Origin of the sequence: Flavobacterium sp. N2270, from assembly GCF_025947225.1 — a bacterium.
In the GTDB taxonomy this organism is placed as follows: domain Bacteria; phylum Bacteroidota; class Bacteroidia; order Flavobacteriales; family Flavobacteriaceae; genus Flavobacterium.
The window spans coordinates 1113807-1127062 of the sequence record NZ_CP110005.1 but is presented as its reverse complement, the minus strand read 5'-3'; the positions used below and the strand labels follow the sequence as shown (position 1 = coordinate 1127062).

Annotated in this window: 12 protein-coding genes; 8 read left to right on the top strand and 4 right to left on the bottom strand. The window is 29.8% G+C overall.

The genetic code is table 11. The features are described from left to right. The first annotated feature begins 137 nt into the window (after nt 1-137). Both OLM55_RS05175 and OLM55_RS05170 read left to right on the top strand, forming a co-directional pair. On the top strand, nt 138-662 hold the full coding sequence (locus tag OLM55_RS05175) for an RNA methyltransferase (RefSeq protein ID WP_264560351.1): 525 nt from the start codon (nt 138-140) through the stop codon (nt 660-662). A 3-nt stretch (nt 663-665) separates the two neighbouring features. Then, nucleotides 666-839 carry a hypothetical protein gene (locus OLM55_RS05170; RefSeq protein ID WP_264560350.1) on the top strand — a complete coding sequence of 58 codons (174 nt, stop codon included), beginning with the start codon at nt 666-668 and terminating at the stop codon, nt 837-839. On the opposite strand, the gene folK is transcribed toward OLM55_RS05170, so the two are convergent. Next, the gene (gene folK, locus OLM55_RS05165) at nt 836-1966 is read right to left on the bottom strand and encodes a 2-amino-4-hydroxy-6-hydroxymethyldihydropteridine diphosphokinase (protein ID WP_264560349.1); all 1131 of its coding nucleotides are present in this window, start codon (nt 1964-1966) and stop codon (nt 836-838) included. The two genes, OLM55_RS05170 and folK, sit on opposite strands and share 4 nt — an antisense overlap. 122 nt (nt 1967-2088) lie before the next feature. Between folK and sppA the strand changes: the two genes are divergently transcribed. Both sppA and OLM55_RS05155 read left to right on the top strand, forming a co-directional pair. Beyond that, nucleotides 2089-3855, top strand: a complete 1767-nt coding sequence (gene sppA, locus OLM55_RS05160) for a signal peptide peptidase SppA (protein WP_264560348.1) — start codon at nt 2089-2091, stop codon at nt 3853-3855. Nucleotides 3856-4029: 174 nt separating this feature from the next. Then, nucleotides 4030-6663, top strand: coding sequence for an AsmA family protein (locus OLM55_RS05155; protein WP_264560347.1), 2634 nt, complete (start codon nt 4030-4032; stop codon nt 6661-6663). Between the two features lie 75 nt (nt 6664-6738). Here the strand turns inward: OLM55_RS05155 and OLM55_RS05150 are convergent, their stop codons facing one another. After that, nucleotides 6739-7530 carry a DUF2797 domain-containing protein gene (locus OLM55_RS05150; protein ID WP_264560346.1) on the bottom strand — a complete coding sequence of 264 codons (792 nt, stop codon included), beginning with the start codon at nt 7528-7530 and terminating at the stop codon, nt 6739-6741. A gap of 94 nt (nt 7531-7624) precedes the next feature. On the opposite strand from OLM55_RS05150, the gene OLM55_RS05145 reads away from it, so the two are divergent. From OLM55_RS05145 to OLM55_RS05130, 4 genes are all read left to right on the top strand, one after another. Beyond that, a complete protein-coding gene (locus OLM55_RS05145; RefSeq protein ID WP_264560345.1) occupies nt 7625-9148 on the top strand; it encodes a GH3 auxin-responsive promoter family protein in 1524 nt (507 codons plus the stop codon). An 11-nt stretch (nt 9149-9159) separates the two neighbouring features. Then, nucleotides 9160-9327, top strand: a complete 168-nt coding sequence (locus OLM55_RS05140; RefSeq protein ID WP_264560344.1) for a hypothetical protein — start codon at nt 9160-9162, stop codon at nt 9325-9327. A gap of 192 nt (nt 9328-9519) precedes the next feature. Then, nucleotides 9520-11094 (top strand): OmpA family protein, encoded by a 1575-nt coding sequence (locus OLM55_RS05135; RefSeq protein ID WP_264560343.1) that lies wholly within the window; start codon nt 9520-9522, stop codon nt 11092-11094. Between the two features lie 2 nt (nt 11095-11096). Then, on the top strand, nt 11097-11231 hold the full coding sequence (locus tag OLM55_RS05130; protein ID WP_264560342.1) for a hypothetical protein: 135 nt from the start codon (nt 11097-11099) through the stop codon (nt 11229-11231). Nucleotides 11232-11286: 55 nt separating this feature from the next. Here the strand turns inward: OLM55_RS05130 and clpX are convergent, their stop codons facing one another. Together clpX and clpP are read right to left on the bottom strand one after the other, a co-directional pair. Next, entirely contained in the window at nt 11287-12519 is a 1233-nt protein-coding gene (gene clpX / locus OLM55_RS05125; protein ID WP_264560341.1) for an ATP-dependent Clp protease ATP-binding subunit ClpX, read from the bottom strand. 37 nt (nt 12520-12556) lie between these two features. Further along, nucleotides 12557-13231, bottom strand: coding sequence for an ATP-dependent Clp endopeptidase proteolytic subunit ClpP (clpP, locus tag OLM55_RS05120; protein WP_264560340.1), 675 nt, complete (start codon nt 13229-13231; stop codon nt 12557-12559). Between the last annotated feature and the right edge of the window lie 25 nt (nt 13232-13256).

The window sequence follows — 13256 nt, the reverse complement described above, 5'->3', positions numbered from 1 at the left end:
TTTTTTAAATACTGTTTGCGAAGTTACGAAAATCAAGTGCAATTGCAATTGGAAAAATCCATGACAAATTCAAAAAGCAATTTCAATAACAAAATACAATTTCAACTTTGTATCTTTGGGACTTTGAAAAATGAAAAATGAAAAAATTAGCAAACGAAGAACTCAATAGAATTAGTAAAGAAGAATTTAAATCTGCTAAAAAAACGCCTATTATCATTATCTTAGATGATATAAGAAGTTTACACAATATTGGTTCGGTATTTAGAAGTTCAGATGCTTTTTTGGTTGAAAAAATATATTTATGTGGAATTACAGCTGTTCCTCCAAATAAAGAAATTCATAAAACTGCACTTGGTGCTACAGAAACAGTGGCCTGGGAACATGCTGAAAATGTTTTAGATGTTATTGAAAAACTAAAACAAGAAAACGTAACTGTTTTTGCTATTGAGCAAACTGAAAATTCAATTATGTTAAATGATTTTCAACCTGAACTTGCAAAAAAATACGCTTTGATTTTTGGTAATGAGGTAAAAGGTGTGAATCAAAAAGCGATAAACGCAAGTGATGGTGTAATTGAAATTCCGCAATTAGGCAGTAAGCATTCATTAAATATTTCAGTAACAGCTGGAATTGTAATTTGGGATTTATTTCAAAAAATGTAAACTATGAAAATCGGGCCATTATCTATACTTATTCTACTTGTTTCATTTACAATAATGCTTGCTACAATTTTAGATTGGATCCCGAATAATCCATTAACCAACTACAAACTAATTGCAGCATTACAGTTTATTATTATAGGAAGATTAATTGTAACCAAGCAAAGAAAAAAGAACTAAATTTTCTTATTGATTTCGTTTAATAGAAAAATATAATCTTCTTGTTTTTTTACAAAATCTAAATCAGAAACATCAATAACTAAAACATTTAAATCGGTTTGGGTTTTGATATAATCTAAATAACCTCTGTTTATCTTCTCTAAATAATCAGCAGGAATTTCTTGCTCATAACTTCTTCCGCGTTTTTTGATATTCTCCAAAAGACGTTCAGTATTCTGATACAAATACACATACAGGTCGGGTTTTGGCATTTCTTTATGTATAATATCAAACATGGTTTTATACAAACGAAATTCGTCTTCTTGCAAAGTAACTTTTGCGAAAATAAGTGATTTAAAAATATGATAATCTGCTACTACAAAATCTTTAAACAAATCAAATTGCGCTAAATCATCTGATAATTGTTGGTATCTATCGGCTAAAAACGACATTTCCAAAGGAAAAGCATAACGCGATTGATCTTTGTAAAATTTTGGTAAAAAAGGATTATCGGCAAAACGCTCTAAAACCAATTTTGCATTACAATCGCTAGCTATTTTGGTCGCTAAAGTTGTTTTTCCGGCACCAATATTTCCTTCAATTGCAATATAATTTAACTGCTGAACATTTAATTTTTCAATTGGAGAAATTAATTTTTCAACAACAACGCAATTGCTTTCGTCTGAACTAGAACTCAATAACTCTGAAACTGATTTATTCAAAATAGGATGTTCCCAATTTAAATTCAAATCGCTCATTGGATACAAAACAAAATTTCTATTTTGCATTTCAGGATGAGGCACTTTCAAAGAATCTGTCTCAATGATTTCTTCATTTACCGAAATAATATCAATATCGATAACTCTAGCTTCATAATTTTGAGAATTCTTTCGAACCCTTCCCATTTTTTTTTCTAAACTTAATAACGAAGAAAGTAACTTTTGAGGAGATTTTGAAGAATGAATTACTACTGCACAATTATAAAAGGGATCACTTTCAAAACCCCAAGAAGGAGTTTCGTAAACTTTAGAAACCTTTACTACTGTTGCAATTGAGCTATGAATAGTATCAATACAAAGCTGAATAGTTTTTAATCTATCGCCTAAATTACTTCCTAGTGATAACACTATTTTACTCTGGTTCTTCATTAAAGGCAAAATAACAAACAATTTTAATTTTATGAATTACGTTTTCTGTTTTTTTATGAACATGTAACATTTTAATAGTAATTAAGACATATAAGCACAATTTAAAAAAAGTACATTTTAAGATGAAATTTATAGGTAATGTTTTAGCTACAATAATTGGAATATTTATATTCTGTATGATATTTTTCTTCGGAATAATTTTAATTGGAGCTGTTTTTGGAGGAGATGATGATACTGTAACGGTAAAGAAAAACTCGGTAATTGAATTAGATTTATCAGAAGTTTCGCTAGATTATGCAGGAAAAATAAACTTTAAAGATTTTAACTATTTTGAAACCAATCATAACGGATTGACAGATGTTTTAAATGCAATTGATAACGCAAAAACTGACGATAAAATTCAAGGAATTTCAATTTTAAAAAATCAATCTAATTTAGGCTTAGCCCAAAGTCAAGCAATTAGAAAAAAATTAGCGGATTTTAAAAAATCGGGGAAATTTGTAGTTGCCTATTCTGACTATTTAACACAGAAAGATTATTATTTAAATTCAGTAGCAGATACTGTTTATTTAAATCCAATTGGCGAACTTGATTTTAAAGGTCTTTCTTCTGAAGTATTATTCATGAAAGAATTACAAGAAAAAACAGGAATAAAAATGGAAGTTATTCGTCATGGAAAATACAAAAGTGCAGTTGAACCTTACTTGAACCAAGAAATGAGTCCAGCAAACAGAGAACAAGTTACAGTTCTTTTAAATTCGGTTTGGAATACAATTGTAAGCGATATTTCAGAAAGCAGAAATATTTCAATAGATAGTTTAAATGCCATTGCTAATCAATTAAACGCAAGAACACCTGAGTTAGCATTAGCTCATAATTTAATTGACAAAGTATCTTATGAAGATGAATATCATAATGCTATTAAAACAAAATTAAAAGTTTCTAAAAAAGAAGACTATAATACAATTAGCATTTTAGATTATGCTAAAAACAATGCAACTTCAATATCTGATTATACTAAAAAAGATATTATTGCAGTAATCTATGCTCAAGGAGAAATTCGTGGTGGCGAAGGTGAAGTAAACATAATTGGTGAAGGTTCAATCAAACGTTCTTTAAAAGCGGCTCGCGAAGATAAAAATGTAAAATCAATTGTTCTTAGAATTGATAGTCCAGGAGGAAGCGCTTTAACATCTGAATTAATTTGGAGAGAAATAGAATTGACTAAAAAGATAAAACCAGTTGTAGTTTCTATGGGTAATGTTGCAGCTTCTGGCGGATATTACATTGCTTGTAATGCTAACACAATTTTCGCTGAAAAAAGTACAATAACAGGCTCTATTGGTGTTTTTGGAATGCTTCCAAACATGTCAACTTTTGCTAAAAACATTGGTATAAACGCTGAACAAGTTAAAACACATGAAAATGCTTCGGGATACAGTTTATTTGAACCAATTGATGAAAACTTCAAAAAAATCACATTAGAAAGTATAGAAACCATTTATGGAACATTCTTAAAACGTGTTGCCGAAGGTAGAAAAATGACAACTGCACAAGTAGATTCTATTGCACAAGGAAGAGTTTGGACAGGAACTGATGCTTTAAAACTTGGACTAGTAGATAAAATTGGCGGGCTTGAAGATGCCATAAAACATGCAGCAACTCTAGGAAAAACAAAATCATATCAGGTTGAAAATTATCCTGAATACGAGCAAAGTTTTGAAGATTTATTAAACAATCTTACAGGAATTTCAATGTTCCAAACAAAAGATGCTTTATTAAGAGAACACCTTGGAGAGGAAAGTTATTTGTTAATTCAACAAATTAAAAAAGCCAATCAATTAAAAGGAGTTCAAGCACTAATGCCTTTTGAACTAAATATTAAGTAAGAGTTAAACGTTAATTAAAAAGCTATTTCAGAAACGGAATAGCTTTTTTTTGTATATTTTATATTCAAATTGATAATTTTATCATAAAGACGAATAAAAAAGTTAAAATTGGTATTACTTTTGTGCTGATAATTAAGCTAAAACGCATCTAACTTTTAAAAACAAAAAATCGACATGTCTAAAAAAATTAACTTTAAAAAAGTATTTATTGGTTTAGGAATTTTCCTTTTTTTATCAATAACAGCTCTTGCGGCTATTCCTTTTTTATTTAAAGATAAAATTCAAGCTATGGTCCTTAAGGCCATTAATGAAAATGTAGATGCTAAAGTTGCATTTGAAAACGTAGATTTAAGTTTATTTAAAAGTTTTCCAAATGCTAATGTTACTATAGACAAGCTTAGTATTATTAACAAAGCTCCTTTTGAAGGTGACACTTTATTCTATTCTGGCGAATTGAACTTAAAAATGAGTATTAAAGAGCTTTTTAAAGATGAAAATGAGCCTATGAACTTACAGGGTTTTAGCAGTGAAAATGCAGTTGTAAATATCATTTTTAATAAAGATGGATTAGGAAATTTCGACATTGCTTTAAAAAACAAAGATGAAGAAGATAAAAAAGAAGAAAGCAAACCTTTTGCATTAAACATACAAGAATATGCAATTAAGAATATGCACTTCACTTATTTAGATGAAGGTTCAAACATGAAAATGGTTTTAGACAGCATTAATCATGATGGTACTGGAAACTTTGCTTCACAAATACTTGATTTAGACACTCAAACAACAGCAAAACTTTCTTTCGAAATGGAAAAGACAAACTACATGAACAATGTAGCCATAACTCTTGACGCTGTTTTAGGAATTGATTTAGATAAAATGAAGTTTCAATTTAAAGAAAATAAAGCATTAATAAACCAATTGCCTTTAGAGTTTGACGGTTTTGTTCAAATGGTTGACGCCGGACAAGTTTATGATTTAAAATTCAACACTCCAACATCTTCATTTACCAACTTTCTTGGTTTAATTCCTGAAGCATATTCTGGAGATATTAAGAAAGTAAAAACAACCGGAGATTTTACAGTTAACGGAAAAGTAAATGGTGAATTAACCGAAACTACAATTCCTAAATTTAATATTGAAATTGCTTCAAACAACGCTTCTTTTCAATATCCTGATTTACCAAAATCGGTAAAAAATATTATCATTGATACTCATATTGTGAATGAAACAGGTTTAATGAACGACACTTATGTTAATTTAGATAAACTTTCATTTACAATTGATCAAGATGTTTTTAATATCAAAGCGAATGTTCGAAATTTTGATAACGCTTTGGTGAATGCCGAATTAAAAGGAATTATCAATTTAGCAAATGTTACAAAAGCATATCCTGTACAATTAGACAAACCGTTAACCGGAATTTTGAAAGCAGATGTTGTGACTAAATTTGACATGAAATCAGTTGAAACTAGTCAATATCAAAATATTTCAAATGCCGGAACCATATCATTATCAGGCTTTAATTATGAAGGACCAGAAATGGCAAAACCATTCAAAATAAATCAAGCTACCATTGCTTTTAATCCTAACCAAATTAAACTAAACGAATTTGATGCAAAAACTGGAGATTCTGACATTCAAGTAACTGGAGCATTAGATAATTTCTACGGATTTATGTTTAAAAACCAAGTATTGAAAGGAAATTTCAATATGAATTCAAATAAATTAGTAGTTTCTGATTTTATGGCTCCAACAACTACTACAACTGAAGAAGGTAAAAAAACAACAGAAGCGGTAAAAATTCCATCTTTCTTAGATTGTAGTTTAACAGCAAAAGCAAACACTGTAGTTTATGATAATTTAAACTTAAAAGATGTTTCTGGAAATTTAGTTATTAAAGACGAAGCAATTGCATTAAACAATTTAAAAATGGGGCTTTTTGGAGGACAAATTGGTTTAACAGGAACTGTTTCTACAAAAGGAACTACTCCAAAATTCAACATGAATTTAGGATTAAATGCGTTAAATGTTGCTGAATCATTTACTCAAATTGATATGTTAAAATCAATTGCGCCAATTGCAAATACAATAAGTGGAAAATTAAATTCTACTATAAATTTATCAGGAGATTTAACTAATGATATGACGCCAAACCTTAAAACTCTTTCTGGAGATTTATTAGGACAATTAGTGGGGTCGAAAATAAATGCAAACGATTCAAAATTATTAACCGCTTTAGGTTCAAATGTGAAATTTGTTGATGTTTCAAAGTTAAATTTAGATGATGTAAAAGCAGTACTATCATTTAAAGATGGTAAAGTTGCAGTTAAACCATTTGATATTAAATATCAAGATATTAAAATGCAAGTTGGAGGAACTCATGGTTTTGACCAAACAATGGATTACAACATTAAATTTGATGTTCCTGCTAAATATTTAGGCACAGATGTAAACAAACTTTTAGCAAAATTAACTCCTGCAGATGCTGCAAAAATAGAAAACATACCAGTAAATGCTATCTTAGGCGGAAACTTCAACAACCCTAAAATAACTACTGATACGAAGCAAGCAACTACTAATTTAGTTACGCAATTGGTTAAAATGCAAAAAGATAAATTAATTGGCCAAGGTACTGGCGCTTTAACAAATTTATTAGGAGGGAATAGTTCCAATTTAAACAATGCTGCAGCAACTACTACAGACACAACTAAAACCACAACGCCAAAAACACCAACAAAAGATGATGTGAAAGATGGTGTAAAAAACGTACTTGGTGGTTTACTTGGAGGAAAGAAGAAAAAAGAATAAACGCAAATATCATACAACTCAAAAATCCCATTTCAAATTTAGAAATGGGATTTTTTTATTCAACATGTTAGAAAACTAAACTTCCATTTTTACTACAATACCTTCATTACTTCTAATATTAAAAACCGTCCCATCTTCAAACAATAAATATTGCCCTTTAATTCCTAACATTTTCCCGCTATATAAAGGAGTTTTTTCAAGATTTAAACTATTTACCTTAGTAGGGTAACTCTCAATTGGAAAATCTATTTTATATAAGGCTTGCTCTTTTGCAAAATAAGGCTTTATTTCTTCAGGTAACCATTGTAAAACTGAATTACGCTCTGAAATTAAATCAACATTAGGAACATTATTCTTTAGCATTTTTTGCCAACTTGTTTTATCTGTAAAATGATCTTTCAAAGCAACCTCAGTAATCCCCGCTAAATAACGATTAGGCACTTCTACAACAGGAATTGCTTCTATTGCACCTTGATCTATCCAACGTGTAGGAACTTGCGTTTTTCTTGTTACTCCTACTTTAACATCACTAGACAAAGCCAAATAAACAATATGTGGTTGTAATTGCACACGCTTTTCATAAGCTAAATCTCTGTCTTCGATATCTAAATGTGCTGTACTGAGCTCAGGTTTCATAATCCAATCTCCAACAGATGCACTACTCATAAAGCAATCATAGCAATAACCTTGTCTAAAAATTTTCTTTTGTTTACCACAATTCAAACATTGATAACCTTGAAATGAAATTTCTATTTCTTTACCTATTAGTTGATTCACATTCAAGAAACTATCTTCAAATACTAAATAATATTGAATAGGGCTTAAAAACTCAGTTTGCATTTTTTGCAAGACACCTTGATATGTCATTCTTCTTAAAATTTAAATGTTATAGTCAAAAAAATAAAAAAATTGCTATTTTTGGTAAAGTTATCATTCATAACGCATAATTCATAATTAAAAAATGGCATTACCAATAATTAATTCTATTGCTACTTGGATTTTAAAAAAACGTATTCATCAAATTGAATTGTTTATTAAATACCCAAATGAAGTACAAGAAGAATTACTTTTTAACTTATTAAAAACTGCCGAAAACACAGTTGTTGGTAAAGAACATGAATTTTCCTCAATAAAAAACTACAAAACATTTAGTGAGAGAGTTCCTGTTTCTACTTATGAAGAGCTCGCACCAATGATTAAACAAACAAGAAAAGGTGCTCAAAATGTTTTTTGGCCAACGAACATTAAATGGTTTGCAAAATCTAGTGGCACAACAAATGCAAAAAGTAAATTTATACCTGTGAGTAATGAGGCTTTAGAAGGCTGTCATTACAAAGCTAGTAAAGATTTATTGTGTTTATACTTAAATAACAATGAAAATTCTCAAATGTTTGTTGGAAAAAGTCTTCGCTTAGGTGGAAGCAAACAAATGTATGAAAACAACAATACTTTTTTTGGAGATTTATCCGCAATTTTAATAGACAACATGCCTGTGTGGGCAGAATTTAGCTCTACACCAAGCAGTAGAGTTTCATTAATGAGCGATTGGGAAACCAAACTTCCGGCAATTATTAATGAAACTATTAATGAAAATGTAACCAGTTTAGCTGGAGTTCCAAGTTGGATGCTCGTACTTTTAAATAAAGCACTAGAAGAAACAGGAAAAGAGAACATGTTAGAGATTTGGCCAAATGCTGAAGTATATTTTCATGGCGGAGTTAATTTTGAACCTTATAAAGAACAATACAAAAAATTATTTCCAAAAGATAATTTTAAATATTACGAAATTTACAATGCTTCCGAAGGATTTTTTGGTATTCAAGACTTAAACAATTCTAGTGAACTTCTCTTAATGTTAGATTATGGAATTTTCTATGAATTTATTCCAATGGATACTTTTGGAACAAAAAATCAAAAAGTAATTCCTTTAAGTGAAGTAGAACTATTTAAAAATTATGCTATTGTTATCACTACAAACTCTGGCTTATGGAGATACTTAATTGGAGACACTATTCGTTTCACTTCTTTAAGTCCTCACCGAATTATGGTAACCGGAAGAACAAAACACCACATTAATGTTTTTGGAGAAGAATTAATGGTTGAAAATACCGACAAAGCAATTGCAGTTACTTGTGCAGCATTTAATTGTGAGGTAATTGATTATACTGTAGCCCCAATTTTTATGGAAGGGAAAGAAAAAGGTGCACATGAATGGATTATAGAATTTAAGAAAAAACCAGAAGATATTGAAAAATTCAGTATATTGTTAGACAATACATTACAGGAATTAAACTCAGATTATGAAGCTAAACGGAGTAATAATATTACATTAAATCCGTTAAGAATTAATATCGCAAGTGAAGGATTATTCTACAATTGGCTTAAAAATCAAAATAAATTAGGAGGACAAAACAAAGTTCCTCGCTTATCTAATGAACGAAATTATTTAGAGTCAATATTAGCAACACAAGAACACTTAACCTAAAAAATGAAAAGATGAAAAAGAAAACAATTATTACAGGAATTTTAGGATTATTCTTTCTGATTTCATGCGGACCTAAACGATATAAATGTGGACCAGGAAGAAGATGTGAAGTTAAACAAAACACAATAAAAACAACTATTGAAAATCAATCATTTAAAAAACATGTTCAAAATAGCTAATATTTTAAATTATTCTTAAAATTATAAAAACGATTTAACTTGCTTTAAATCGTTTTTTTTTGTATTTTATCGATGAATTTAACAAAAAATAAAAAAAAAGTTAAAAAAATGTATCTTTTAAATAATTAACCTATATTTTTGCCACCGATTTAAGTAAAACTATTTAATAAACAGAAACTTAGAAAATATTTTATGCGATTAACAATCAAAATTACTGCTTTAACCATTTTAATTAATTGTTCATTATTTGCTCAAGAGCCTCAACGTTTAGACGGAAAAGACTCAATTATCAATGTAATTAACGCTTCTACGAAAGGCGTACGCTATGTTTTAAACGACACTGGCATTAATTCAGAGCTAAACGAAGTAGGAACATCATTTTTTAAAAACAAGTATATCATTTTGTCTAATAAGAAAAGAAGACATTTTGAAACAACTGTAAATGAAAAGACCAATACTCCAAACAACAACCTATATTGTGTAGATGTAAAAGAAAATGGAGATTTATCTTTCCCTCTATTGTTTTCAAGTGTTATTGACTCTAAAGACAATGAAGGTTCAATAGCTTTTTCTCCTGATGAGAAAACAATTTACTATACGCAAGAAAACCCTGAGAAAGAAGGAAAACTTGAATTATATAAAGCTACTTTAGACCTTGACTCAAAAGAATATTGGACAAATATTCAAAAAGTTACTTTAATACCAGATGGATATACTATTGAAACTCCAAGTGTTTCACCTGATGGTAAAAAAATATTTTTTGCAACTGACATTCCTGGTGGACTTGGTGGTTTCGATTTATACGAAGCTTCAATTAATACTGATGGAACTTACGGAAAACCTATAAACTTAGGTCCAAACGTAAATACTGCAGAAGACGAAAAATTCCCTAACATTACTGCTGACAACAAACATTTATATTTCTCTTCAAAAGGACATATGAATATAGGTGGATATGATGTTTTTAGATCTTCTATTGTAGATGGAAAATATTTAGAAGCATTAAATTTAGGAGTTACTTTAAACTCGAGAAGAGATGATTTAGCATTTGTTTTAGTATCTGAAGATAAAGGGTATTTATCTACTGATAAATCTCATTCAGGAAATTTTGACATTTTAAAATTTGAAGTTAAACACTTAGACAAAACTTCTCCAACTTATACAATTGTTGAACAATTATCTCAAGTGCCATTACCAAATGCGAAGATTATTATTAAAAATGAATTTGGCGAAATTGTAAATGAAACTGTTTCTGATGAAAATGGAAAAATAAAAATCCCTTTAAATCCTATTTCTTACAACTTTATTACTGTTGAAAAAGAAGGCTACGAACCATTTTCAACTAGATTTACTTCTGAAAACTTATTAAGCGACCCAATTCAACTGAAGCAGAAAAAAGCAGAAATTACTGCAGATGCAATTGTTATTGAAAATATATTATTTGCTTTCGACAAAGATCTTATCAAAGCTGAATCTGAATTGTCATTAAATAAAATCGTTGAAGTCTTGAACCAATTTCCTGAAATGACTTTAACAATAAATGCTCATACTGATGACAAAGGATCTGCTAAATATAACTTAGCGTTATCTCAAAGAAGAGCAAAATCAACTGTTCAGTATTTAATTGCTAAGGGAATTTCAAAAGAAAGATTAACATATAAAGGTTATGGAGAATCTAAACCTTTAAACGATTGCACAAATTGCACCCCAGAACAAGACCAAGCTAATAGACGTGTTGAATTTAAAATTAACAAATCAAAAAATTAGTAATGAGAAAAAGAATAATTGTACTAGCACTATCTAGTACTGCGTTATTAACATCATGTTCAAGCGGATGGAGCTGTAAAGCAAGATATGTAAAGGCTGAAAAGTCTAAAGAAATTGAAAAAACTAAAGACGCATAAAATAAAAAACCCCGCTAATAGCGGGGTTTTTTATTTTATAATAATACTTCTGAAATTAAGAAGCTGTCTTCAACCTTTGTAATAAATTTTTATTTAAACTTTGTTCAGCAAATTCTTTATCAACATTTAAGTTGGTTTCTGAAGAACTTGGTAAATCATACATTGCATCTGTTAAGATTGCTTCACATAATGAGCGTAAACCTCTTGCACCTAATTTATATTCTAAAGCTTTATCAACAATAAAGTTTAATGCCTCATCTTCAATTGTAAACTCAACATCATCCATTGCAAATAATTTTTGATATTGTTTTATTAAAGCATTCTTAGGTTCTGTTAAAATCGCTCTTAAAGTTGCTGCATCTAATGGATCCATATGCGTAAGAACAGGCAATCTTCCTATTATTTCAGGAATTAAACCAAAATCTTTCAAATCTTTTGGAATGATATACTGTAATAAATTATCCTTATCTACATTTTCAGCACTAATTGACGAACTATAGCCAACAGCTTGACGATTTAATCTTTTTGAAATCACTTTATCAATTCCGTCAAAAGCTCCACCAGCAATGAATAAAATATTCTGAGTATTTACCTCAACGAATTTTTGGTCGGGATGTTTTCTACCTCCTTTTGGCGGCACATTAACAACAGTTCCTTCTAGTAACTTCAGTAAAGCTTGTTGCACGCCTTCTCCAGAAACATCTCTTGTAATAGAAGGATTATCACTCTTGCGAGCAATTTTATCAATCTCATCAATAAAGACAATTCCTCTTTCGGCTTTAGCCACATCATAATCAGCAGCTTGCAACAAACGAGTCAAAATACTTTCAACATCTTCACCTACGTAACCTGCTTCTGTTAAAACAGTAGCATCTACAATAGCCAATGGAACATTTAACATCTTAGCAATTGTTTTTGCAACTAATGTTTTACCAGTACCTGTTTGACCAACCATTATAATGTTTGATTTTTCAATCTCCACATCATCGTCTGTTTGTTTTTGCAATAATCTTTTATAGTGATTATAAACCGCAACACTCATTACCTTTTTAGTTTGATCTTGTCCAATAACATAATCATCTAAAAAAGATTTAATTTCTTTTGGTTTAAGCAAAACTGTATCTGCAAGCAAATCAGTATTCCCTGTTTGTTTAATTTCTTCTAAAACTATTCCATGTGCTTGTTCAATACATTTATCACAAATATGTGCATCAATACCAGCTATCAACAAACTAGTTTCTGGCTTTTTCCTTCCGCAAAATGAACACTCTAAAATTTCCTTCGCCATCTTTATTTATTTTCTTTTTTAAAGAAGATTTTTATTATTAACTTCTTACTAAAACTTCATCAATCATTCCATATTCTTTTGCTTCACTAGCAATCATCCAGTAATCTCTATCACTATCATCATGAACTTTATCAATCGTTTGTCCAGAATGCTTCGCTATAATTTCATACAATTCTCCTTTTAATTTGATGATTTCACGAGCTGTAATTTCGATATCAGAAGCTTGTCCCGACGCACCACCAAGAGGTTGATGAATCATCACTCTTGAATGAGGCAACGCACTTCTCTTCCCAGCAGCACCAGCGCATAATAAAACCGCGCCCATTGAAGCTGCCATACCTGTACAAATTGTAGCAACATCTGGCTTAATAAACTGCATAGTATCGTAAATACCTAAACCGGCGTAAACACCTCCACCTGGAGAGTTTACATAAATTTGAATGTCTTTAGATGCATCTAAGCTTTCTAAAAACAATAATTGAGCCTGTACTATATTTGCAATTTGATCGTCAATCCCTGTTCCTAAAAAGATAATTCTATCCATCATTAAACGAGAAAAAACATCTAGTTGAGTAACATTCATTTGGCGCTCTTCCATAATATACGGAGTCATTCCTATTGGAGTAATTTTACTTACGATTTTATCGTAATACATATTGTTTATTCCGTGATGCTTAGTAGCGTAATTTTTAAATTCTTTTCCGAAATTCATATTGATTTTACTTTTATGTATTTTA